The sequence below is a fragment of the Blastococcus sp. SYSU DS1024 genome (genome assembly GCF_054050795.1).
In genome coordinates this window covers 188,912-211,250 of the sequence record NZ_JBJHAA010000001.1, presented here as the reverse complement: position 1 = coordinate 211,250, position 22,339 = coordinate 188,912, and the positions used below count along the sequence as shown (strand labels likewise).

General features: G+C 74.2%; 22 protein-coding genes and 1 pseudogene. 13 read left to right on the top strand and 10 right to left on the bottom strand.

The annotated features are described in order from the left end of the window. Positions 1-19 precede the first annotated feature (19 nt). The gene (locus ACI79S_RS01030; protein WP_456591585.1) at positions 20-862 is read left to right on the top strand and encodes an alpha/beta fold hydrolase; all 843 of its coding nucleotides are present in this window, start codon (positions 20-22) and stop codon (positions 860-862) included. Beyond that, positions 859-1,194, top strand: a complete 336-nt coding sequence (locus tag ACI79S_RS01025) for a YnfA family protein (protein ID WP_456591584.1) — start codon at positions 859-861, stop codon at positions 1,192-1,194. The genes ACI79S_RS01030 and ACI79S_RS01025 overlap by 4 nt, the downstream gene beginning before the upstream one ends. A gap of 263 nt (positions 1,195-1,457) precedes the next feature. On the opposite strand, the pseudogene ACI79S_RS01020 reads toward ACI79S_RS01025, so the two are convergent. Continuing rightward, positions 1,458-2,417, bottom strand: a pseudogene (locus tag ACI79S_RS01020) (DUF222 domain-containing protein); the annotation flags it as partial. 179 nt (positions 2,418-2,596) lie between these two features. On the opposite strand from ACI79S_RS01020, the gene ACI79S_RS01015 reads away from it, so the two are divergent. The 3 genes from ACI79S_RS01015 to pgm are packed head-to-tail and all read left to right on the top strand — an operon-like array spanning position 2,597 to position 5,557. After that, entirely contained in the window at positions 2,597-3,451 is an 855-nt protein-coding gene (locus ACI79S_RS01015; RefSeq protein WP_456591583.1) for a helix-turn-helix domain-containing protein, read from the top strand. After that, positions 3,448-3,885 carry a VOC family protein gene (locus ACI79S_RS01010; RefSeq protein ID WP_456591582.1) on the top strand — a complete coding sequence of 146 codons (438 nt, stop codon included), beginning with the start codon at positions 3,448-3,450 and terminating at the stop codon, positions 3,883-3,885. Before ACI79S_RS01015 ends, ACI79S_RS01010 begins: the two co-directional genes overlap by 4 nt. A 37-nt stretch (positions 3,886-3,922) precedes the next feature. Next, positions 3,923-5,557, top strand: a complete 1,635-nt coding sequence (gene pgm / locus ACI79S_RS01005) for a phosphoglucomutase (alpha-D-glucose-1,6-bisphosphate-dependent) (protein ID WP_456591581.1) — start codon at positions 3,923-3,925, stop codon at positions 5,555-5,557. 18 nt (positions 5,558-5,575) lie between these two features. Here the strand turns inward: pgm and ACI79S_RS01000 are convergent, their stop codons facing one another. The 6 genes from ACI79S_RS01000 to ACI79S_RS00975 form a co-directional block, all read right to left on the bottom strand. After that, on the bottom strand, positions 5,576-6,142 hold the full coding sequence (locus ACI79S_RS01000; RefSeq protein ID WP_456591580.1) for an HAAS signaling domain-containing protein: 567 nt from the start codon (positions 6,140-6,142) through the stop codon (positions 5,576-5,578). 10 nt (positions 6,143-6,152) lie between these two features. Continuing rightward, a complete protein-coding gene (locus tag ACI79S_RS00995) occupies positions 6,153-6,497 on the bottom strand; it encodes a PadR family transcriptional regulator (RefSeq protein WP_456591579.1) in 345 nt (114 codons plus the stop codon). A 108-nt stretch (positions 6,498-6,605) separates the two neighbouring features. Beyond that, positions 6,606-8,123: a glycerol kinase GlpK gene (glpK, locus tag ACI79S_RS00990; RefSeq protein ID WP_456591578.1), complete on the bottom strand. Its 1,518-nt coding sequence runs from the start codon at positions 8,121-8,123 to the stop codon at positions 6,606-6,608. 25 nt (positions 8,124-8,148) lie between these two features. Further along, complete coding sequence (locus ACI79S_RS00985; protein ID WP_456591577.1) at positions 8,149-8,886, bottom strand: MIP/aquaporin family protein; 738 nt, start codon at positions 8,884-8,886, stop codon at positions 8,149-8,151. 155 nt (positions 8,887-9,041) lie between these two features. Beyond that, positions 9,042-10,544 (bottom strand): glycerol kinase GlpK, encoded by a 1,503-nt coding sequence (glpK, locus tag ACI79S_RS00980; protein ID WP_456591576.1) that lies wholly within the window; start codon positions 10,542-10,544, stop codon positions 9,042-9,044. Then, entirely contained in the window at positions 10,537-11,265 is a 729-nt protein-coding gene (locus ACI79S_RS00975; RefSeq protein WP_456591575.1) for an IclR family transcriptional regulator, read from the bottom strand. The genes glpK (ACI79S_RS00980) and ACI79S_RS00975 overlap by 8 nt, the downstream gene beginning before the upstream one ends. 230 nt (positions 11,266-11,495) lie before the next feature. Between ACI79S_RS00975 and ACI79S_RS00970 the strand changes: the two genes are divergently transcribed. Beyond that, positions 11,496-13,223, top strand: coding sequence for a glycerol-3-phosphate dehydrogenase/oxidase (locus tag ACI79S_RS00970; RefSeq protein ID WP_456591574.1), 1,728 nt, complete (start codon positions 11,496-11,498; stop codon positions 13,221-13,223). 35 nt (positions 13,224-13,258) lie between these two features. Here ACI79S_RS00970 and ACI79S_RS00965 read toward each other — a convergent pair whose 3' ends face one another. Beyond that, positions 13,259-14,164: a GGDEF domain-containing protein gene (locus ACI79S_RS00965; RefSeq protein WP_456591573.1), complete on the bottom strand. Its 906-nt coding sequence runs from the start codon at positions 14,162-14,164 to the stop codon at positions 13,259-13,261. 154 nt (positions 14,165-14,318) lie between these two features. Between ACI79S_RS00965 and ACI79S_RS00960 the strand changes: the two genes are divergently transcribed. Then, a complete protein-coding gene (locus tag ACI79S_RS00960; protein ID WP_456591572.1) occupies positions 14,319-15,254 on the top strand; it encodes a hydroxymethylglutaryl-CoA lyase in 936 nt (311 codons plus the stop codon). Continuing rightward, a complete protein-coding gene (locus tag ACI79S_RS00955; RefSeq protein WP_456591571.1) occupies positions 15,254-15,769 on the top strand; it encodes a flavin reductase family protein in 516 nt (171 codons plus the stop codon). The genes ACI79S_RS00960 and ACI79S_RS00955 overlap by 1 nt, the downstream gene beginning before the upstream one ends. Before the next feature lie 90 nt (positions 15,770-15,859). On the opposite strand, the gene ACI79S_RS00950 is transcribed toward ACI79S_RS00955, so the two are convergent. Together ACI79S_RS00950 and ACI79S_RS00945 are read right to left on the bottom strand one after the other, a co-directional pair. Continuing rightward, positions 15,860-16,306, bottom strand: a complete 447-nt coding sequence (locus tag ACI79S_RS00950) for a hypothetical protein (RefSeq protein WP_456591570.1) — start codon at positions 16,304-16,306, stop codon at positions 15,860-15,862. Further along, positions 16,299-16,661, bottom strand: a complete 363-nt coding sequence (locus ACI79S_RS00945) for a hypothetical protein (protein WP_456591569.1) — start codon at positions 16,659-16,661, stop codon at positions 16,299-16,301. The genes ACI79S_RS00950 and ACI79S_RS00945 overlap by 8 nt, the downstream gene beginning before the upstream one ends. Before the next feature lie 174 nt (positions 16,662-16,835). Between ACI79S_RS00945 and ACI79S_RS00940 the strand changes: the two genes are divergently transcribed. The 5 genes from ACI79S_RS00940 (at position 16,836) to ACI79S_RS00920 (ending at position 22,186) form a co-directional block, all read left to right on the top strand. Continuing rightward, positions 16,836-17,792, top strand: a complete 957-nt coding sequence (locus tag ACI79S_RS00940; RefSeq protein WP_456591568.1) for a siderophore ABC transporter substrate-binding protein — start codon at positions 16,836-16,838, stop codon at positions 17,790-17,792. Between the two features lie 25 nt (positions 17,793-17,817). After that, a complete protein-coding gene (locus ACI79S_RS00935; protein ID WP_456591567.1) occupies positions 17,818-18,852 on the top strand; it encodes an ABC transporter permease in 1,035 nt (344 codons plus the stop codon). Then, positions 18,849-19,847, top strand: a complete 999-nt coding sequence (locus ACI79S_RS00930) for an iron chelate uptake ABC transporter family permease subunit (protein ID WP_456591566.1) — start codon at positions 18,849-18,851, stop codon at positions 19,845-19,847. The genes ACI79S_RS00935 and ACI79S_RS00930 overlap by 4 nt, the downstream gene beginning before the upstream one ends. Before the next feature lie 25 nt (positions 19,848-19,872). Continuing rightward, complete coding sequence (locus tag ACI79S_RS00925) at positions 19,873-20,631, top strand: iron ABC transporter ATP-binding protein (RefSeq protein ID WP_456591565.1); 759 nt, start codon at positions 19,873-19,875, stop codon at positions 20,629-20,631. 76 nt (positions 20,632-20,707) lie between these two features. After that, positions 20,708-22,186 (top strand): S8 family serine peptidase, encoded by a 1,479-nt coding sequence (locus tag ACI79S_RS00920; RefSeq protein WP_456591564.1) that lies wholly within the window; start codon positions 20,708-20,710, stop codon positions 22,184-22,186. The last annotated feature ends 153 nt before the right edge of the window (positions 22,187-22,339 follow it).

Sequence of the window (22,339 nt, the reverse complement as noted above, 5' to 3'; positions counted from 1 at the left end):
GGTCTGGTGGAATCGCCCGGTGACGGTGAACCCCGACGAAGCCCTCGCCGCCCGGACGCTGGGCGAGGCCGGCCCGCGCGTCGTCTTCGTGCACGGCCTGTTCGGCCAGGGCAAGAACTGGACGACCATCGCCAAGGGGCTGGCCGAGGACCACCGGGTGACCCTGCTCGACCTGCCCAACCACGGTCACTCCCCCTGGACCGACCGCATCGACTACGTCGACATGGCCGAGCTGGTCGCCGCCGAGCTGGCGTCGTTCGGCGAGCCGGTCACGCTCGTCGGGCACTCGATGGGCGGCAAGGTGGCGATGCAGCTGGCGCTGCGCCGGCCGGAGCTGCTGCGGGCCCTGGTGGTCGTGGACATCGCCCCGGTCGAGTACCCGCTGCAGGGCGGCCGCACCGAGGACCCCGACGAGGAGGCGTCGCCGTTCGCCGCGTTCATCACCGCGATGCGCGAGGTGGACCTGACGTCGCTGGACTCCCGTGCCGATGCCGACGCCGCCCTCCGCACCGCCGTCCCCAGCCGGATGGTGCGCAGTTTCCTGCTGCAGAGCCTGGTCCGGGAGGGGCTGGGGGACGACGGCGGCTGGCGCTGGCGGCTGAACCTGGAGCTCCTCGAACGGGACCTCGGGGAGCTGCGCGGCTTCCCCGAGCCCCCGCCGGGCGCGACCTTCGACGGCCCGGTGCTGTGGATCGCGGGGGCGAACTCGCACTACGTGCTGCCCGAGGACCGGCCGCACATGGACGCGCTCTTCCCTTCCACCCGCCTGGTGAAGGTGAAGAACGCCGGGCACTGGGTGCACTCCGAGCAGCCGGAGGTCTTCCTGGAGACCCTCCGCCGGTTCCTGGCCGCCGTCGAGTGACCGTCGCCCGGTCGCTGGTCCTCTTCGCCCTCGCCGCGATCGCCGAGATCGGCGGTGCCTGGCTGGTGTGGCAGGGGGTCCGGGAGCACCGCGGCTGGGCCTGGATCGGCGCCGGCGTCATCGCGCTCGGGCTGTACGGGTTCGCCGCCACGCTCCAGCCGGACGCGAACTTCGGCCGGATCCTCGCCGCCTACGGCGGGGTCTTCGTCGCCGGCTCGCTGGCCTGGGGCATGGTCGTCGACGGCTTCCGGCCCGACCGGTACGACGTCGCAGGCGCGCTGATCTGCCTCGTCGGCGTCGCGGTGATCATGTACGCCCCTCGCGGGGTGTGAGCCGGGCGGCGCCGCCGCCGGTGGGTCAGGGGCCGGCGCGGCTGAGGATCTCCGTCCCGTCCGGCCGGTAGGTGCGCCACAGGCCGGTGCCCGGATCCCGGCGGATGGTGAACCCGCCCTCGTGGCAGCTCGTGTGCAGAAGGACCATCCCCTCCCCACGACTCGCAAGCTCGCCGCGGGCCCCTGGGGATGGCCGAGTGGACGTCGCGCCACTCCGGCGGGGCGTCACAGCCCGCGAAGACGCAGTGGCCGTCGCGGATCTCGATCGCCCGGCGGATCGCGGCGGACGAGCTCCGCTGCGCGCGGCCGACGTCCAGTGGCAGCCCGTCCGGGCCGGTGATGACGCGGGCGACACTGGCGTCGCAGGCGAGCCGGCGTGCCGTCTCCGGGTTGATGGGACCGGCCCAGCCCAAGGACCCGCCGGCCACGCCAGGGGCTCCTCGCTCCGCGCACAGCGCGAACCAGTCGATCGTCACGCGCACGTGCGGCCGCTCACCGCGGACGTCGGGGAGGGAGCCGCCGTCGAGGGCCCCACGCGCGAGGGCGACCAGCGCGTCGGCCTGCCGCTCGGCGTGGGAGCGCAGGTCGCCGGCAGGCCGGTCGCCGTTCATCAGAGCGGCGAGCGCGCTGTGCAGGTACTCGCCACCGACGGCGTCGAGGTCACCGCGCAGGTGCACCCGGCCGTCGAGCCCCGGAGCCATGGTGAACCGGCGCCGGACGTCGGCGGCGGCGTCCAGCGTCCCGTCGGGGTCCACCCCGGCGACCCACTCCTGCACGCCCCGAGCGGTCTCGTGCGGAGCTGTGGCCCGGGCCAGGTCGGCCAGGATGCCGTCGGTCTCGCCGAGGTCGATACCCATCTCGGCCGCCTTCGCGATCCGGCCGGGCGTCATGGCCTTCGTGATGACCCGGGCGTGCGCGGCACCGATCGCCCCGGCGGCGAACGCCGCCGCAATCTCCGGAAGCTGTTCGAGCCGCCGGCCGGTCGAGACCGTCGCCGTCGCCTGCTCGGGCGCCATGCGGCAGCTGCCTCGCAACCAGGCCTTCATGGAGACCGCGCCGTCGCGGCGGTAGGCCTCCCGGCGGTCGGCCGCCCGCACGGCGGTGGTGAGGGCCGCGGCGACCCGGTTCGCCGTGGTGCTCAGCTCGCCGACGAGGTCGAGCAGCGCGTCCTCCGACAGCCCACCGAGGTCGAGGGCGGCGAGCTCGTCGAGGGCGGAGTGCATCTCGGACACGTGCCGCCTCCCTCCCGCGAGACCCTCGACCGACACCCCGACACTAGAGCGGGGATACGACAGAAACCGCAGGTCAACGCGGAGTGACCGCACCCCTCGCACCCACGTGACCCCGCCGCGCGCTCCCCAGCCCCCTGGAGCCCTGACCGCTCCGCTGCCATCCTGACCGGGTGCGGCAGGAGTCGGTGGTGCACCGCCCGCACCCCGCGCTGCGCCCGTTCGTCGCCGCCGTCCTGGGCTACCGGCACGAGGGCTTCCCGCCCGGCGAGCACCTGGGGCTCCCCTCCCCCTGGCTCACCGTCGTCCTCACCCTCGACGACCCGCTGGAGATCGCCGCGCACCCGGATCCCGCCCAGCCTCCCGGCCGGTTCGACGCCCTCGTCGGCGGGCTGCACACCCGCCCGGCGCGGATCGTCCACCCGGGCCGGCAGGCCGGCATCCAGCTCTCCCTCACCCCGCTCGGCGCGCGGGCCCTGCTGGGCGTGCCCGCCGGCGCGCTCGCCTCGGTCGACCTCGCGCTGGCGGACCTGCTGGGCCCCGTGGGTGAGGAGCTCCTGGCCCGGGTCCGCGCCGCCGACGGCTGGGCGGCCAGGTTCGCCGCGCTGGACCACGGCCTGCTGCGCCGGCTCCGGGACGGCGACGCCGGCCCGGTGGAGGTGGCGGAGGCCTGGCGGCTGACGACGGCGGGCGGCGGCCTGCTGCGGGTCTCGCAGGTGGCCGACCGGGTCGGCTGGTCCACCCGGCACCTCGAGCAGCGGTTCCGCGCCGAGACGGGGCTGGGCCCGAAGGAGGCGGCCCGCGTGGTGCGCTTCGACCGGGCCCGCCGCGCGCTGGCCGGGCGCGTCGCCCGGGGTCTGGCGCCCGACCTCGCCGGGCTCGCCGTCGCCACCGGGTACAGCGACCAGGCGCACCTGACCCGGGAGTGGCGGGCGTTCTCCGGGCTGGCGCCGACCCGCTGGCTGGCGGCGGAGTTCGGATACGTGCAAGACACCTCCGTGCTGGACTCGGCACTCTCGGGGTCATGACGAACTCGATGACCACCGCAGAGGCACCCGGCGCGGGCCAGGCCCCGCCGCCGCAGGTGTGGCCCGCCTTCCGCGCCCGCGACGCCCGGGCGCTCATCCGCTTCCTCGTGGACGCCTTCGGCTTCGAGGAGACCGTCGTCCACGGTGAGGGCGACCGGGTCGACCACGCCCAGCTCGACTGGCCGGAGGGCGGCGGCGTCATGCTCGGCTCGGTGCGCGACGACGGCGGGCAGTGGCCGGTGGAGTCCACCGGCTGCTACGTCGTCACGGCCGACCCGGACGCCGTGCACGCCCGCGCGGTCGCCGCCGGAGCCGAGATCGTGCGGCCGCCGTACGACACCGACTACGGGTCCCGCGACTTCGCCGCGCGTGACCCCGAGGGCAACCTCTGGCAGTTCGGCACCTACCGCGGCGAGCCCCGCCGCACCGGCTGAGCTCGCGCGGGACCGGCGCGGACGCCAAGATCAACCCATGAGCGACGCCCGCGCCGGACAGCCCGCCCAGCCCGCCGACCTGATCGACGTCGCCTCGCTGGTCAGCGCGTACTACACCGTCGAGCCCGACCCCGCCGAGCCCACGCAGCAGGTGCTGTTCGGCACCTCCGGTCACCGCGGGTCATCGCTCGACGCGGCGTTCAACGAGGCGCACATCCTCGCCACGACGCAGGCCATCTGCGAGTACCGGGCCGAGCAGGGGTACGACGGGCCGCTCTTCCTCGGCCGGGACACCCACGCGCTCTCCGAGCCGGCCTGGGCGACGGCGCTGGAGGTCCTGGTGGCCAACGACGTCACCGTCCTGGTCGACGCGGGCGGCCGGTACACCCCCACCCCGGCGATCAGCCACGCGATCCTGCGGGCCAACCGGGGCAAGCGGTCGGGCCTGGCCGACGGCGTCGTCGTGACCCCGTCGCACAACCCGCCGCGCGACGGCGGGTTCAAGTACAACCCGCCCAGCGGCGGGCCCGCCGACACCGACGCCACGGGCTGGATCGCCGGGCGGGCCAACGACCTGCTGCGCGCGGGGCTCAGCGGCGTCCGCAGGGTCCCGGTGGAGCAGGCGCGCGCCGCGGCGCAGAGCTACGACTACCTCGGCACCTACGTCGACGACCTCCCGGGCGTCGTCGACCTCGATGCGATCCGCGAGGCCGGCGTCCGCATCGGCGCCGACCCCCTCGGCGGCGCCAGCGTCGACTACTGGGCGGCCATCGCCGAGCGCCACCGGCTGGACCTCACCGTCGTCAACCCGCTGGTCGACCCCACCTGGCGGTTCATGACGCTGGACTGGGACGGCAAGATCCGCATGGACTGCTCGTCCCCGCACGCGATGGCCTCGCTGGTCGACCGCCGGCACGAGTTCCAGATCGCCACCGGCAACGACGCGGACGCCGACCGGCACGGCATCGTCACGCCCGACGGCGGGTTGATGAACCCCAACCACTTCCTCGCCGTCGCGATCGCCTACCTGCTCAGCCACCGCCCCGGCTGGGCCAAGGACGTCGCGGTCGGCAAGACCCTGGTGTCGAGCTCGCTCATCGACCGGGTCGTGGCCGACCTGGACCGGCGGCTGGTCGAGGTGCCGGTCGGCTTCAAGTGGTTCGTGCCGGGCCTGCTCGACGGGTCGGTCGCCTTCGGCGGTGAGGAGTCGGCCGGTGCCTCCTTCCTGCGCCGCGACGGCGGGGTGTGGACGACGGACAAGGACGGCATCCTGCTCGCGCTGCTGGCCGCCGAGATCCAGGCCGTGACCGGGCGGTCGCCCTCCAAGCTGCACAAGCAGCTCACCGACCACTTCGGGGAGTCGGCCTACGCCCGCATCGACGCCCCGGCGAGCCGGGCGGAGAAGGCGGCGCTGGGCAAGCTCTCCCCCGAGGACGTCGCCGCCACCGAGCTGGCCGGCGAGCCGATCACCGCCAAGCTCACCCGCGCCCCCGGCAACGACGCCCCGATCGGGGGCCTCAAGGTGACGACGGAGAACGCCTGGTTCGCCGCCCGCCCGTCGGGGACCGAGGACGTCTACAAGATCTACGCGGAGTCCTTCCGCGGGCCCGAGCACCTCGCGCAGGTGCAGGAGGAGGCGCGCGCCGTCGTCGCGACCGCGCTCGGCAGCTGACGCCGTCCCCCGCTCGGGTCAGCGGGAGAGCAGCCCGCCGACCACCGTCATCGCGAGGAGCAGCACCGGGACGCCGGCCAGGAGGGCCACCTGCCCCCGGGTGAAGGGCGTCATGTCGGCGCCGGTGCGCGGATCGAGGACCGGGTCGGCATCCTCGCCCCGCCGTGCGGCGAGCACGAAGCGGGCGGTGCAGGTGGCCAGGACCAGGGCGCCGGCGGCGGCGACCGCCCAGGCGGGCAGCCCGAACAGCGAGGTGTCCCCGGCGGCGAGGGACCACAGCCCGTCGGCGAGGGCGAACCCGCCCAGCCCGGTGAGCACCGCTACGAGGACGTCCCAGCCGGTCAGCGTCCCCCGCAGCGTGGCCCACGGGCCGGCCGGGCGGATGCCCAGAGCGGCGGCGACCTCGTCGGCGTACTGCTTCGGGCTGCCGAAGGCCTCGCGCGGGTGCTCCCCCGTCTCGGCGACGTGGCTCTGCACCTCGGCGAGCACCTCACCGATCCGCGTGCCCGGCACGTCGCGCAGGCGCAGGCGCAGCAGCAGGTCGTCGCACCAGGCCTGCTCGGTGCTGTTCAGGACCTTTCCCATGGCGGGCTCCTCAGGCGGGGACGGAGGGGGACGACAGCAGGCCGGCGGCCCGCTCGGTGAACGTGCGCCACTGGTCGGCGCGCTCGCGCAGGACCTGCTCCCCCGCGGCGGTCAGGGTGAAGAACTTGCGACCGGGGCCGCCGTCCCCGGCCGCCCAGGACGAGGAGACCAGGCCCTCGGTCTCCAGCCGGGTCAGGATCGGGTAGAGCGTGCCGCCCTTCACCGATCCGAGACCGGCCTCGGCCAGCCGGGCGGCGATCGCGTAGCCGTACGTCGGGCCGTCGGCCACCACGCCGAGCACGCACAGCGAGAGCACGCCGCGCATCCACTCCCCGGGCCAGCGGTCCTCGGTCACGGGCTAGACAGTGCGGCTGACTAGTCAGCCGCACAAGCTAGTGCGCGCGGACGAGGAGGGCAGCACCCCGGCCGGGGTGCCACCCTCCTCACCGACGGGAGTGCGCGCTCAGCTGACGTCCTCGTCGACCCAGTCCAGCGACTTGGTCACCGCCTTCTGCCAGTTGCGGTAGTAGCGCTCCCGCTCGTCCTCCGGCATCTGCGGGTCCCAGCGCTTGTCCTCGGCCCACTTGGCGGTCAGCTCGTCCAGGTCGGACCAGAAGCCGACGGCCAGGCCGGCCGCGTAGGCGGCGCCCAGCGCGGTGGTCTCGGCGATCTTCGGCCGGATCACCGGGACGCCCAGCAGGTCGGCCTGGAACTGCATGAGCAGCTCGTTGCCGACCATCCCGCCGTCCACCCGGAGTTCGGTGAGGTCGACCCCGGAGTCGGCGTTCATCGCGTCCAGCACCTCGCGGGTCTGGTAGGCGGTCGCCTCCAGGACGGCGCGGGCCAGGTGCCCCTTGTTGACGAACCGGGTCAGCCCGACGACGGCGCCGCGGGCGTCCGAGCGCCAGTGCGGGGCGAACAGCCCGGAGAACGCGGGGACGAAGTAGGAGCCGCCGTTGTCGTCGACCGAGCGGGCCAGGTCCTCGATCTCCGGTGCGCTCTTGATCATCCCCAGGTTGTCCCGCACCCACTGCACGAGCGAGCCGGTGACCGCGATCGAGCCCTCCAGCGCGTACACCGGCTTGGCGTCACCGAGCTGGTAGCACAGCGTGGTGAGCAGCCCGTTCTCCGACGGGACGGCCTCCTCGCCGGTGTTGAGCAGCATGAAGTTGCCGGTGCCGTAGGTGTTCTTGGCCATGCCCTTGCTGAAGCAGACCTGGCCGAACGTCGCCGCCTGCTGGTCGCCGAGGGAGCCGGCGATCGGCACGCCGGCCAGGAAGCCGGCCTTGCGGCCCCTGCCGTACTCCTCGGAGTTGGAGCGGATCTCCGGGAGCATGGACGTCGGGATGCCCATCTCCTCGGCGATGGACTCGTCCCAGGCGAGCGTCCGGTAGTCCATGAGCATCGTGCGCGAGGCGTTGGAGACGTCGGTGAGGTGCTGGCCGCCGTCGGCCCCGCCGGTCATGTTCCAGATCAGCCAGGAGTCGATGGTGCCCATCAGCAGCTCGCCGCGCTCGGCCCGCTCCCGCGCGCCTTCGACGTTGTCGAGGATCCAGCGCACCTTCGGGCCGGCGAAGTAGGTGGCCAGCGGCAGCCCGACCTTGTCCTTGTACCGGTCGGCGCCGCCGCCCAGCGCGCCGAACTCGTCGATGATCTTCGTCGTGCGGGTGTCCTGCCACACGATGGCGTTGTAGACCGGCTGCCCGGTCGCCCGGTCCCACACGACGGCGGTCTCACGCTGGTTGGTGATCCCGATGGCGACGATGTCGGAGGCGCCGGCGTCGCTGCGCGCGATCGCCTGCCCGACCACCTCGCGGGTGTTCCGCCAGATCTCCAGCGCGTCGTGCTCGACCCACCCGGCCCGCGGGAAGATCTGCTGGTGCTCCTTCTGCCCGACCGACACCACCGCGCCGTCGTGGTCGAAGATCATGCAGCGGGTGCTGGTGGTGCCCTGGTCGATGGCGGCGACGTACTGCGGCATGGGGAGTTCCTCTCGGTCGGGGTGGTCAGAGCGGGACGTGCGACAGGCCGCCGGCGAGGACGGCGCCGATGATCGGGCCGACGATCGGGACCCAGGCGTACCCCCAGTTGCTGTCCCCCTTGCCGCGGATCGGCAGGACGGCGTGGGCGAGGCGCGGGCCGAGGTCGCGGGCGGGGTTGATCGCGTAGCCGGTGGGGCCGCCGAGGGAGGCGCCGATGCCGACGACCAGCAGGGCGACGGCCAGCGGGCCGAGCTGGGTGGGCGTGTCACCGAACCGCAGGATGATGTAGACCAGCACGAACGTGCCGATCACCTCGGTGACGACGTTGTCCTTGATCGTCCCGATCGCCGGCCCGGTCGCGAAGGTGCCCAGCTGGGTGCCGGCGGCCTCCGGGTCGTTGTAGTGCCCGTAGTAGGCGAGGTAGGCGATGACCGCGCCGAGGAAGGCGCCGACCAGCTGGCCGGAGAAGTAGGCCAGCGTGGTGGCGACGGTGACGGGGACGCCGACCGCGTAGGTGTCGGTCCCGCTCACCCACAGCCCGACGGTGACGGCCGGGTTGATGTGCGCGCCGGAGGCCGCTCCGGCGAAGACGCCGGCGAAGACCGCGAGCCCCCAGCCGAAGATGATGACGATCCAGCCGCTGCCGTTGCCGAGGGTCTTCGGCAGCACGACGTTGGCGACCACGCCGACGCCGAGCAGGACCAGGATGCCGGTGCCGAGTACTTCACTCCCGAAGACGGTCCAGAGACCGAGGGTGTCCACGTGTAGGCGCTCCTCGAGGCGGGCCCGCTGCTCGGCGGACCGTGGATGTCGGGGACGCGGCGGTGATCGCCACCGCCGAACCCGTCCTGCGGACCGTAGGAGGGCTCCTGTGACCTGGACAACAGTCGCGGTTCGACATCATCGGACGCCGGCGATCACGGCGCCCCCCAGGCGATGCTGAGCTGCACGGCCCGCTCCCAGCGCGGGTACTCCGCGGTCAGCGCCTGGGCCCGCCCGGGCGACGGCGTCCACTGCGCCGCGCGGTGCCAGTTGCGGCGCAGCGCGGCGACGTCGGACCAGACCCCGACCGCCAGGCCCGCGGCGTACGCGGCGCCGAGCGACACGGTCTCCCCCACCATCGGGCGCACCACCGGGGTGTCCAGCACGTCGGCGATGAACTGCATCAGCAGGTTGTTGGTGGTCATGCCGCCGTCCACCCGGAGCGCGGGCAGCGACAGCCCCGAGTCGGCCGCCATCGCCCGGACGACGTCCCGGGTCTGCCAGCCGGTCGCCTCCAGCACCGCCCGGGCCAGGTGCCCCTTGGTGACGTAGGAGGTCAGCCCGGCCACCAGCCCGCGGGCCTCGCCCCGCCAGTGGGGGGCCAGCAGGCCGGAGAACGCGGGGACGACGTAGCAGCCGCCGTTGTCCTCCACCGTGCGGGCCAGCGTCTCCACCTCCGGCGCGGTGCCGATCAGCCCCAGCCCGTCGCGCAGCCACTGCACCAGGGCGCCGGCGACCGCCACCGAGCCCTCGAGGGCGTACCGCACCGGTTCGCCCGCCAGCTGGTAGGCGACCGTGCTGATCGAGCCCGAGCGCGTGCGCACCAGTTCGGTGCCGGTGTTCTGCAGCAGGAAGCTCCCGGTGCCGTAGGTGCACTTGGCCTCCCCCGGCGCGAAGCACGCCTGCCCGAACAGCGCCGCCTGCTGGTCGCCGAGCGCCCCGGCGATGGGCAGCGGCCGGACGAGCGCGGTGGCCGGCCCGAGCACGCCGACCGAGGGCCGGATCTCCGGGAGCATCGCCGCGGGGATGCCGAAGAAGTCCAGCAGGTCGGGGTCCCACCGGCAGCTGCGCACATCCATCAGCAGGGTGCGGCTGGCGTTGGTCACGTCGGTGACGTGCCGGCCGCCGTCCGGCCCGCCGGTGAGGTTCCAGATGAGCCAGGTCTCCATCGTCCCGAACAGCAGCTCGCCGCGTTCGGCACGCTCCCGGGCGCGGGGGACGTGCTCGAGGATCCAGCGCAGCCGCGGCCCGGAGAAGTAGCCCGCGATCGCCATGCCGCTGCGCTCGCGGACGAGGCCGGCGTCCGGGCGTGCGGCGAGCTCGGCGACCAGGTCGGCGGTCCGGGTGTCCTGCCACACCAGGGCCCGGAGCACGGGCCGGCCGGTGGCCCGGTCCCAGACGACGGTGGTCTCCCGCTGGTTGGCGATGCCGAGGGCGACCACGGTGCCGCCCGCCCCGACGTCGGCCAGCACCTGGTCGGCCGTCCACCGGGTGTTCGCCCAGATCTCCATCGGGTCGTGCTCCACCCAGCCGGGCCGGGGGAAGTACTGCCGGTGCTCGCGCTGCCGGACGGCGACCATGCGTCCACCGCGGTCGAAGACCAGCGAACGGGTCGACGTCGTCCCCTGGTCGACGGCGAGCACGTAGCGGTCAGGCACCGCCGAACCCCAGCTCCCGGGAGACGGCGGCGGCCGCGTCGGTCACCATGCCCAGCAGCAGGCCGCGCGGTGCGCCACGCCCGTCGAACAGCGAGGTCACCGGGCCGCTGACGCCGAGCGCGGCCACGACCGGGCCGCCGGGCCCGCGGACGGGAGCGGCGATGCACCCGCGTCCCGGCTCGTGCTCCCCCCGCTCGGCCGCCCAGCCCCGGGCGCGCACCTCGGCCAGCTCGGTGGCCCGGCCGTCGGTCGCGGGCCGCGCCGCCCGGGGCCCGGGCGCGTGCGCCAGGAGGACCTTGCCCAGTCCCGTCGTCCGGGCGGGCAGCGCGACCCCCACCTCGAGGACCTGGGCCGAGTCGTCGGGCCGGAAGACGTGGTGGACGACGACCACCTCGTCCTCCCCGGCGAGCGTGGCCAGCCGCACGGTGTGCCCGCTGCGCGCGGCGAGTGCGTCGGCCCAGTTCGACGCGCGCGCCCGGAGCTCGTTGACGTCCAGGGAACTGCCCAGCCGGAGCAGGCCCGGGCCCACGGTGTACCGCCCGGTCACCCGGTCCTGCGCCACGAACCCCACGTGCAGCAACGTGCGCAGCAGGCCGTGGGTGGTGGTCTTGGCCAGCCCGACGGTCTCGGCGATCTCGGTGACGCCGAGGGCGTTCCGCGCGCCGGCGATCACCTGCAGGATCGCCGCTGCCCGCTCGATCGACTGCACGGTGCCCGGCATGGCGCCCGACGGTAGGGCATTCCGGACCCTGTCGATCCCTCTGCCGGTGCGACGATGTAGGACGCCGTGCGTCGACGGGCGTCCGTGGTCGACCTACCGTGACCGGTAGCCGGGGGTGGTGGAGGCCGCCTGCCCCGCGGCGGAGGGCAGTGACACGGAGGTGCACCGGTGCCCCGGGCACCTCCCCAGCGCGTTCCCGTCCGGTGGGCGGGCATCCCCGGGGAGTGCAGATGACGGCAGTACGCCCGCTCGGGCCGGAGCAGCGGGCCCACGCCTGGGCCGAGCTCGCGGAGGAGGGCTTCGAGGTCCTGGTCGTCGGCGGCGGGGTGACCGGGGCCGGGGTGGCGCTGGACGCAGCCACCCGCGGTCTGCGCACGGCCCTCGTCGAGGCCCGCGACTTCGCCAGCGGCACCTCCTCCCGCTCCTCGAAGCTGTTCCACGGCGGGCTGCGCTACCTGGAGCAGCTCGACTTCGGCCTGGTCCGGGAGGCGCTGCACGAGCGTGACCTGTCGGTCAACCGGCTCGCCCCGCACCTGGTCCGGCCGGTGCCCTTCCTGTACCCGCTGACCCACCACTGGGAGCGGCCCTACGTCGCCGCGGGGCTGACCCTCTACGACGGGCTGGCCCGGCTGGGCGCGCTCGCCGAGCCGATGCCCGGGCAGAAGCACCTCACCCGCACCGGTGCTCGGCGGCTGTTCCCGGCGCTCAAGCCCGACTACCTCGTCGGCGCCATCCGGTACTTCGACGCCCAGGCCGACGACGCCCGGCACACGCTCACCGTGGCCCGCACCGCGGCGGCGTACGGAGCCACCGTGCTGAACTCCGCCGAGGTGGTCTCCTTCGCCCACGCCGGCGGCCGGGTCGTGGGGGCCCGGGTGCGGGACGTGGAGACGGGCCGCGAGGTCGACGTCCGGAGCGAGGTGGTGGTCAACGCCACCGGCGTGTGGACCGACGACATCCAGACGCTGGTCGGCGGGCGCGGCCGGTTCCACGTCCGGGCGAGCAAGGGCGTGCACGTGGTCGTCCCCCGCGACCGGATCAACGGGGAGACCGGGCTGATCCTGCGCACGGAGAAGTCGGTGCTGTTCGTCATCCCCTGGGGCAGCCACTGGATCATCGGGACGACCGACACCGACTGGGCGCTCGACAAGGCGCACCCGGCGGCCAGCAAGGCCGACATCGACTACATCCTCGAACGGGTCAACGAGGTGCTGGCGGTGCCGATCACCCACGACGACATCACCGGCGTCTACGCCGGCCTGCGCCCGTTGCTGTCCGGCGAGAGCGAGTCGACCAGCCAGCTCTCCCGCGAGCACGCGGTCGCCCGCCCGATGCCCGGCGTGATCGCCGTGGCCGGCGGCAAGTACACGACGTACCGCCCGATGGCCGCGGACGCGGTGGACGCCGTGGCGGTGGACGTGAGCCGGACCGTGCCCCCGAGCGTCACGGAGAACATCCCCCTGGTGGGTGCCGAGGGCTACGCGGCGATGCTGAACTCCCTCGACGGCCTCTCCCGGCGGTGGGACATCCCCCGGTTCCGCGCCGAGCACCTGCTGAACCGGTTCGGGTCGCTGACCCCCGACGTCCTCGCGCTGGCCGAGGGCCGACCCGAGCTGCTGGACCCGGTGCCCGGAGCCGAGGAGTACCTCATGGTCGAGATGGTGTGGGCGGCCGGGCACGAGGCGGCGCTGCACCTCGACGACCTGCTGGCCCGCCGGACGCGCATCTCCATCGAGACCGCCCACCGCGGTGTGCTGTGCGCCGAGCCGGTCGCGCGCGCGGTCGCCGACGTGCTGGGCTGGGACGAGCAGCGGATCGCCAACGAGGTGGCCAGCTACACCGCGCGGGTGGAGGCCGAGCGCCGCTCGCAGACCGAGCTGGGCGACCAGGAGGCCGACGCCGCCCGGGTGGCCGCGCCCGACACCCGCGCCGTCGCGGTCGGTCGCGCGCTCGGGTAGCCGCCGCCTGCTCCCCGGCCCGCTCCGCGAGCGGGTCAGCGGCGGCGGCCGGCCCGGCGGCGGCGCGCCTTGTCCGCGTACATGTCGTCGTCGGCGGCCCGCACGACCCGCTCGTAGACCTCCTCGGGCTCCTCGCCGCCCCGGGCCGTGCCGATGCCGATGCTGATCCCGACCGGTACGCGGGTGCCGGCGAGGTCGAGGGGTTCGGTCACCGTCGTGCGCAGCCGGTCGGCGAGGGCCCGGGCGTCGGCCTGCTCGGTGTTCTCGCAGACGATGCTGAACTCGTCCCCGCCCAGGCGGGCCGCGGTGTCGCTGGCCCGCAGCACCGAGCGCAGCCGCTCGGCGAAGGACACCAGCACCAGGTCGCCCATCGGGTGGCCGAGCTCGTCGTTGATCGCCTTGAAGCCGTCCAGGTCGATGATCAGCACGCAGGTGGGGGTCTCCTCGCGGCGGCCCCGGTCGAGCGCGTGCCGCAGCCGGTCGTGGAACAGCAGCCGGTTGGGCAGCCCGGTCAGCGGGTCGTGCAGCGAGCGGTGCACCAGCTGCGCCTCGAGCGCCTTGCGCTCGGTGATGTCCTCGACGATGAGCACCAGGTGCGCCGCCTGCCCGTCGGGCGTCTCGGGCACCCAGGAGGCGGTGATCTGCACCGGGACGTGCGAGCCGTCGCCCCGGGTGAGCCGGGTCTCGTGCCGCATCGGCCGGTCGGGCTCGGCGGTGAGGATGCCGTGCGCCTCCTGGGCGGCCGCGACGGCGTCGGGGTGGATCAGGTCCAGCACCGACCGCCCGTGCAGCTCCTCGGCGGAGCGGCCGGCCATCTCCGCCAGGGCGGGGTTGACGTCGACGAGGCGGCCGCCAGGGGTCGCCAACGCGATCCCCATCGGCGCGTTGGCGAAGACACTCCGCCGATCCGCCGGGGGAAGCGCGTCCGCTTCCTCGACCACCGCACACCTCCCGTGCCGGCTCCATCTTGCGCGACGGGGACGACGGTTCGCTGGTCGGGCCGCCTGTCGCCGTTCCGAGACGCCTGATCGGGGGAACGACCTGGCGGCGGGGGAGGATGCGGGGAGCAACGTTGCCGGTGCCGAGGAGACGCAGATGAACGAGTTCGACCTGGTGCTGCCCAGCGCGGTCGACGTCCGCGAGGTGGGCATGCGCGACGGGCTCCAGCTGGAGGCGCCCGTGCCGCTGGCCGGCAAGCTGGCGATGCTGGAGGCGCTGGTGGCCACCGGCGTCCGCCGGATCGAGGCGACGTCGTTCGTGTCACCGAAGGCCGTGCCCGCGCTCGCCGACGCCGACCAGGTCGCCGCCGAGCTGGCGCGGTGGCCGGAGGTGCACTGGTCGGCCCTGGTCGCCAACCCGCGCGGTGCCGTCCGGGCGGTGGACGCCGGCGTCGCCGACCTCGAGTACGTCGTCTCGGCCTCCGACGGCCACAGCCGCGCCAACGCCGGCCGCGGTACCGCCGAGGCCCTCGCCGCGGTCGGCGAGATCGCCGGGCTGGCCCACGGCGCCGGCGGTTCCCTCGAGGTCATCATCGCCACCGCCTGGGACTGCCCGTTCGACGGCCGCACCCCGGTGGCCCGCACCGTCGACGTCGCCCGCGCCGCCGTCACCGCCGGCGCCGACCAGCTCTGCCTCGGCGACACCATCGGGACGACGACGCCGCTGCGGGTGGTCACCCTGCTCGACGCGGTCCGCCGGGCCTGCCCGGGGGTCGCCGTCGGCGTCCACTTCCACGACACCCGGGGCACCGGCCAGGCCAACGCGCTGGCCGCCGTGCAGGCCGGGGTCACCCAGCTGGACGCGTCGGTCGGCGGGCTGGGCGGCTGCCCGTTCGCCCCGGGCGCCAGCGGCAACATCGCGACCGAGGAGCTGGTCTACATGCTGGAGGAGTCCGGGGTGCGCACCGGCCTGGACCTCGACGCGCTGCTGGCGGCTGCGCGGGTCACCGAGCAGGCCGTGGGGCACGAGCTGCCGAGCTCGCTGTACCGCGCCGGCGGCCGGTCGGTCCCGCGCTCCGACGGAGCCCGCTGATGCCGGCCGACGCGGTCTCCGAGCCGCCGCGGATCGTCGACCCCCGGCTGATGCGCGATGTGCTGGGGCACTTCGCCTCCGGCGTCACCGTGGTCACCGCGGACACGCCCGGCGGGCCGATCGGCTTCACCTGCCAGTCCTTCAGCTCCCTGTCGCTGGACCCGCCGCTGGTCGCCCTCGCCCCCGCCCGGACCTCGCGCACCTGGGCGCGGCTGCGGGAGATCGGCCGGTTCTGCGTCAACGTGCTGGCCGAGGGGCAGGACGCCGTCTCGCAGAACTTCGCCCGGTCCGGCGCCGACAAGTTCGCCGGGGTGCCGTGGACGCCCAGCCCCCAGGGCTCGCCGGTGCTGGACGACGTCGTCGCCTGGATCGACGGGGAGCTGTGGGCCGAGTACGACGGGGGCGACCACACGATCGTCGTCGCCCGGGTGCTCGACCTGGGCGCGGCACCCGACCGCCGTCCGCTGCTGTTCCACCGCGGCGCCTACGGCCTGCTGCGCAGCGGCGAGGAGTGACCACGGTTCCCCGGGCCCGCTCCGGCGGCGACTGCTGAGCCGCCGGGCGTCGGTGACCGGGTCAGCCTTCACCGGGCGGGGGGAGGTCCGTCAGCCGCGCACCGGATCCGGCCCCCGCTCGCTGCGCCACAGCAGCGCCAGCCCCAGGACCGGCAGGACGAGCGGTACGTAGCCGTAGCCCCGGCCGTACCCGGACCAGACCGTCTCGTCGGGGAAGGCGGCGGGGTCGGCGAGCGACAGGGTGCCCACGACCAGGACGCCGACCAGCTCGACCACGATGGCGGTCAGCGCGGTCCACCGGCCGCCGCGGCCACCGCGGGCGAGGCCCACGGTGGCCACCACGTAGACCGCCGCCGCGAACGCCGACAGCAGGTACGCCAGCGGCGCCTCGTCGAACCGGGTGGCCAGCTGCACGCCGGCGCGGGCCCCGGCCGCGAGGGCGAAGATCCCGTAGACGAGCACCAGCACGCGCGCCGGCCCGGTGGAGGCCCCGGCTGCGGCCCGCTCCGCCGGGCGACCGAGCCCGCGTTCACGCACCGGTGGCCTCCCACAGCTGCAGCAGTCGCCAGACCATGACCCCGACGGCGGCCGCCGCGACCGCCAGCACGGTGCCCGCCCAGCGGGTGCGCTCCGCCTGCGCCCACAGCACGCCGGCGACGGGGATGAGCAGCACGCCGAACAGGTAGCCCAGGAACGTCGGGGTGTCGGCGGGTGTGCCCTCCCCCATCCGCGCGAACGCGAGGACGGCCTGCACCACCAGCAGTGCCTCCAGCAGGCCCGCCCCGACCAGGTGCAGGACCCCGATGCGGCGGCCGGCGGCCGTGGAGGCGAGCCCGAGCGCGACCACGACCGCGGCGACGACGGTGGCGGCGACGACGAGGACGAGCGTCACCGCACTGCTCCGCGGGAGACGTGAGGTGCCGGCACGGGGTTCATCCTCCCGCCGGGCCGTCCGCACCCCGGGATCGGGGCCCCTGCCGACCCCCCGCTGGTGACCACCCGGAGCGGGTGTGGCAGGTTAGGCCCGCCTTAGTAAGGCATGCCTTCCCGTAGCGATCGGAGATCCATGCGCACCGCCGTCCGGCCTCTCGCGGCCCTCGCCCTCCCCCTCTCCGCGGTCCTGGTCCTCTCGGCGTGCGGCGACGACGCCGACGCGGCGTCGGCCGGCGACTCGACCACCGAGGCGGCCGAGGTCACCGTCACCCACGCCCAGGGCGAGGAGACCGTGCCGGTCGACCCGGAGACGGTCGTCGTCTTCGACGTGGGCGCGCTGGCCACGCTCGACAGCCTCGGCGTGGAGGTCGACGGCGTGCCCGAGGCCGCCTACCCGGAGTCGCTCGAGAAGTACGCCGGGGACGAGTACACGAAGGTCGGCTCCCTCTTCGAGCCCGACTACGAGGCCGTCAACGCCCTCGAGCCCGACCTGATCATCGTCGGCGGTCGCTCCGCCGCGGTGTACCCGGAGCTGGCCGAGATCGCGCCCACGATCGACCTGACCGTCGACAACTCCAACTTCCTCGAGTCCTTCGAGGAGCGGGTCACCACCCTGGCCGAGGTCTTCGGCGAGGAGGACGCGGTGGCCGAGCGGCTGGCCGCGCTCGACGAGCGCGTCGCCGAGGTCAAGGCCGCTGCGGCCGACGCCGGCACCGGCCTCTTCGTGATGACCAACGCCGGCGAGCTGGCCGCCTACGGCCCCGACACCCGGTTCGGCATGGTCTACGACGAGCTCGGCGTCACCCCGGCCGACGAGGCGCTGACCGCCGCCGACCACGGGGACGCCATCTCCTTCGAGTACCTCGCCGAGAAGAACCCCGACATGCTGTTCGTCCTCGACCGCGACGCCGCGATCGGCCAGTCCGGCACGGCCGCCGAGCAGGTCCTGGACAACGAGCTGGTCCGCTCGACCAGCGCGGCGCAGGACGACGCGATCCACTACCTGGATTCCTCCGTCTGGTACATCGCGCCCACCGGCCTGCCCTCGGTGGAGACGATGGTCGAGGAGATCGCCGCCGCGGTGGGGTGACCCTCCCCCAAGGACGCGTCCCCTCATGACCCGTAGCACCGCTGACGCCGCCCCTCCGCCGGTCACCGAGCCGGTGGAGGGGCGTCGTCGTGGCGTCCGGCGGTGGCACGTGGCGCTCGCCCTGCTGCTGCTCGTGGCGGCGTCGTTCGCCTCGCTCTTCATCGGCGTCACCGACCTCACGCCGGCGGACCTGCTGGACCCCGACGAGGCGCAGGCGCGGGTGTTCCTGGTCAGCCGGGTCCCCCGGCTGGTGGCGATCCTGCTGGCCGGCTCGGCGATGGCCGTCGCGGGCCTGGTGATGATGTCGTTGACCCGCAACCGGTTCGTCTCGCCGCAGACCGCCGGCACCACCGAGTGGGTGGGGCTGGGCATCGTCGTGGCCACGCTCTGGTTCGGGAGCACGTCGTTGCTGGGCAAGATGCTGATCGCCACGGCGTTCTCGCTGGCCGGCACCTTCTTCTTCGTCTGGCTGCTGCGCCGGATCGTGCTCACCGACATGATCGTGGTGCCGCTCGTCGGCATCCTCCTCGGTGGCGTGGTGCTCGCCGCCACCATGTTCCTGGCCTACCGGTTCGACCTGCTCCAGTCGCTGGACGCCTGGATGAACGGCGACTTCTCCGGCGTGCTGGCCGGGCGCTACGAGCTGCTCTACCTCGTCCTGGCCGCCACCGTCGTCGCCTACCTGTACGCCGACCGGTTCTCCGTGGCCGGGATGGGCGAGAGCTTCGCGATCAACCTCGGCATCCCCTACACGCGCGTGGTCACCGTCGGACTTGTCATCGCCTCGGTGGTCACCGCGATCGTGGTGGTGACGGTGGGCTCCATCCCCTTCCTGGGGCTGGTCGTGCCGAACCTGGTCACCCTCGCCATGGGCGACAACCTGCGCCGCGTGCTGCCGGTGACCGCGCTGACCGGCGCCGCCTTCGTCCTCGTCTGCGACGTCCTCAGCCGGACCATCCGCTACCCGTACGAGATCCCGGTCGGCACGGTCGGCGGCGTCATCGGCGGCGTGCTGTTCATCGCCCTGCTGCTGCGGGCGCGCACCCGGGGGAACGCATGACCCGCACGCTCGGCGGCCCCGCCGTCCCCACCGCGCAGCAGCGGGCCGCCCGCCGTCGTCGCACGCTGGTCGTCCTCGTGGTGCTGGCGGTCGTCGCGACGGCGGCGTTCCTGACCGTCGGGGTGACCGGCTCCTGGGACTACGCGCTGATGCAGCGCAGCCGCCGGCTCGCGGCCATGGTCGTCGTCGCGGTGGCCGTCGCGGTCTCGACCGTGCTGTTCCAGACGGTGACGAACAACCGGATCCTCACCCCGGAGATCATGGGGTTCGACCGCCTGTTCGTGCTCATCCAGACGGCGGGCGTCTACTTCCTCGGCGCGGCGACGGTCACCTCGACCGACCCGCGGGTGCGCTTCCTGATCGAGGTCGTTGCGCTGATCGGCTTCGGCGCGATCCTCTACAAGACGCTGTTCGGCCGGACCGAGCGCGACATCTACGTCCTGGTGCTGCTCGGCGTCGTCCTCGGCGGCATGTTCACGAGCTTCACCCTGCTGGTCTCCCGGCTGATCGACCCCAACGAGTTCCTCACCCTCCAGGACCTGCTCTTCGCCAGCTTCAACGGCGTCGACCGGCAGCTCCTCGTGCTCTCCGCGGTCGTCGTCGGGCTCGTGCTGCTGGGGGTGTGGCGGTTGCTCCCCCGCCTCGACGTCGTGGCCCTGGGGCGGGACACCGCGCTGGGGCTGGGCGTGGAGCACCGGCGGGTGGTCAACCTGGCCCTGCTGGCCGTGGCGGTGCTGGTCGCCGTCTCCACCGCCCTGGTCGGACCGGTGACCTTCCTCGGCCTGCTGGTGGCCAACCTCGCCCGCCAGCTCCTCGGCACCCACCGCCACGCCTGGGTGCTGCCCGGCGCCACGCTGCTGGCCCTGCTCGCGCTCGCCGGCGGGCAGCTGGTCCTCGAGCAGGTGTTCGGGTTCAACTCCGCGCTCAGCATCGTCATCAACTTCGCCGGTGGCATCGTCTTCATCGCCCTGCTCGTCAGGGAGCCCCGTCAGTGATCGGGCCCGTAGGAGGGCGCAGCCAGTGATCGAGATCGAGTCCGTCAGCAAGTCCTACGGTGGGGCCCGCGTCGTGGACGACGTCTCGCTGACCATCCCGGCCGGCGGGATCACGTCGCTGATCGGGGCGAACGGGGCGGGCAAGTCCACGCTGCTGTCCATCGCCTCCCGGCTGCTGCCCGCCGACTCCGGCCGGGTGCTGGTCGACGGCCTGGACGTCGTGCGCACGCCCGGCCCGGAGCTGGCGCGCCGGCTGGCGGTGCTGCGCCAGGAGAACTCGATGACGGTGCGCCTCACCGTCCGCGAGCTCGTGGCCTTCGGCCGCTTCCCCCACTCGGGCGGGCGGCTCACCGCCGAGGACCGGGAGCGCATCGCCGAGGCGCTGGACTGGTTCGAGCTCGCCCCGCTGGCCGACCGGCACCTCGACCAGCTCTCCGGCGGCCAGCGGCAGCGCGCCTACGTGGCGATGGTGATGTGCCAGGGGACCGACTACGTGCTCCTCGACGAGCCGCTGAACAACCTCGACATGCGGCACTCGGTCCAGATGATGCGGATGCTGCGGGGCATGGCCGACGAGCTGGGGCGCACCGTCGTGCTCGTGGTGCACGACGTGAACGTCGCCTCGGCCTACTCCGACCGGATCGTGGCGATGCGCGACGGCCACCTCGTCGCCGCCGGGCCCACCGCCGAGCTGATGACCCCGGAGCTGCTGCGCAAGGTGTTCGACGTGGAGGTCGACGTCCACGAGCTCGGCGGCCGGCGGATCGCGGTCCCGTGGAATTGACCGTAACCACCGAGTAACCCCTACCGCCCGCCCTCGTTGTCCGGTCACGTCCGCCGGAACCCCCGCGAGGAGCGCCATGAACCCGTCGTCCCGCCGTCTGCTCGGGGTGGTGTCCGGCGCCGTGGTCGCCGGCGCCCTCCTCTCCGCGCCCGCGCACGCCGCCCGCACCGATCCCCCGCCGGCGCCGGTGCAGGAGTTCCTGGCCGACCAGCTCGCCGGGCTCGGCGGGGCCGTGCCCACGACCGTCCTGGTGCACGGCACCGACATCGCCGCCGCGCGGGCGGCCGTGGCGGCCACCGGTATGCGGACGGTGACGGAGTTCGAGCGGATCGGCGTGGCGGTGGCCGCCGGGACCGCCGGTCAGATCCAGGCCGCGCGCACCCAGCCCGGGATCACCTACCTCGAGGGCAACGTGCCCATCGAGTTCGCCCAGGAGACGTCGAACACCGCCACGCGCGGCGTCGAGGCGGTCGCCACGCTGACCGGTGCGGACGGGCGGCCCCTGGACGGCCGCGGGGTGTCGGTCGCCGTGATCGACTCCGGCGTCGACCCGAACCACCCCTACCTCCGCAACCCCGACGGCAGCAGCGCCGTGGTCGCCAACCTCAAGAGCGTGTGCCTGCTGGAGACCACGACGACGCCCGACTGCGTCGTCCGGGTGCCGTCGGTGGTGGACACCGACACCCTCGCCGTGGGTGGCCACGGCACGCACGTGAGCGGCATCGTCGCCGGCCGGCCGACCGTGCTGACCGATGGCGGCCGGCTGCAGGGCGCCGCGCCGGGTGCCGGTCTCGTCTCGATCTCCACGGGCGCCGTCCTGCTCATCGTGGGCGCCGACTCGGCGCTGAACTGGGTGCTGGAGAACCACGAGGCGCCGTGCGGCGCCGGCGTCCCCGTCGAGGTCTGCCCGCCGATCAAGGTGACCAACAACAGCTACGGCCCCTCCGGCGGCGGCGCGTTCGACCCGAACTCCGCCACCGTGAAGCTGCAGCGGGCGCTGGCCGCCGAGGGCGTGGTCACGGTGTGGGCGGCCGGCAACGACGGCGGGGACGGCTCGACCTCCCTCACGAACCCGCCCGGCCAGGACCCGACCGGCGGCATCCTGTCGGTGGCGTCCTCCGCCGACCACGACACCGGCACCCGCGACGGCGCGGTGAGCGAGTACTCCTCGCGCGGCGCCGCCGCCGACCCCTCGACCTGGCCGGACCTCTCCGCACCGGGCGAGAACATCACCTCGGCCTGCCGGCCCTACCTGCCCATCTGTGCCACGGGGCTGGACCTCCGCAACGGGCCGGAACTGCTCGACATCGGCACGTTCAACACGATCAGCGGGACGTCGATGGCGGCGCCGCACGTCGCCGGGATCGTCGCCCAGCTGTTCCAGGCCGACCCCACGGCCACCCCGGCCGAGATCGAGGCCGCGCTGAAGGGCACCGCGTACCGGTACACCGACGGTGCGGCCTACGAGACGGTCGACGGCTACGCGACCTCGTTCGACAAGGGCGCCGGCCTGGTCGACGTCGTCGCCGCGACGCGGGCGCTCACCGCGGGCTGACCCCGGGCTCCGCCTCGTCCATCGGGTCACCGGGTCGTCAGGGGTCCTGGCTCACCGCGCACCGTGGGCCAGGACCCGGTGCGGTGGGCCAGGACGGGCGACGCCGCCCGCTGCGGCGTTCCACGTGGAACCACGCGTGAGGTGCGCCACGAC

Excerpts from the sequence above, each read along its gene's own strand:
- ACI79S_RS01010 (WP_456591582.1), top strand. The coding sequence starts at position 3,448 with ATGACGAACTCGATGACCACCGCAGAGGCACCCGGCGCGGGCCAGGCC.
- pgm (WP_456591581.1), top strand. The coding sequence starts at position 3,923 with ATGAGCGACGCCCGCGCCGGACAGCCCGCCCAGCCCGCCGACCTGATC.
- ACI79S_RS01000 (WP_456591580.1), bottom strand. The coding sequence starts at position 6,142 with ATGGGAAAGGTCCTGAACAGCACCGAGCAGGCCTGGTGCGACGACCTG.
- glpK (WP_456591578.1), bottom strand. The coding sequence starts at position 8,123 with ATGCCGCAGTACGTCGCCGCCATCGACCAGGGCACCACCAGCACCCGC.
- ACI79S_RS00975 (WP_456591575.1), bottom strand. The coding sequence starts at position 11,265 with ATGCCGGGCACCGTGCAGTCGATCGAGCGGGCAGCGGCGATCCTGCAG.
- ACI79S_RS00970 (WP_456591574.1), top strand. The coding sequence starts at position 11,496 with ATGACGGCAGTACGCCCGCTCGGGCCGGAGCAGCGGGCCCACGCCTGG.
- ACI79S_RS00960 (WP_456591572.1), top strand. The coding sequence starts at position 14,319 with ATGAACGAGTTCGACCTGGTGCTGCCCAGCGCGGTCGACGTCCGCGAG.
- ACI79S_RS00955 (WP_456591571.1), top strand. The coding sequence starts at position 15,254 with ATGCCGGCCGACGCGGTCTCCGAGCCGCCGCGGATCGTCGACCCCCGG.
- ACI79S_RS00940 (WP_456591568.1), top strand. The coding sequence starts at position 16,836 with ATGCGCACCGCCGTCCGGCCTCTCGCGGCCCTCGCCCTCCCCCTCTCC.
- ACI79S_RS00935 (WP_456591567.1), top strand. The coding sequence starts at position 17,818 with ATGACCCGTAGCACCGCTGACGCCGCCCCTCCGCCGGTCACCGAGCCG.
- ACI79S_RS00930 (WP_456591566.1), top strand. The coding sequence starts at position 18,849 with ATGACCCGCACGCTCGGCGGCCCCGCCGTCCCCACCGCGCAGCAGCGG.
- ACI79S_RS00920 (WP_456591564.1), top strand. The coding sequence starts at position 20,708 with ATGAACCCGTCGTCCCGCCGTCTGCTCGGGGTGGTGTCCGGCGCCGTG.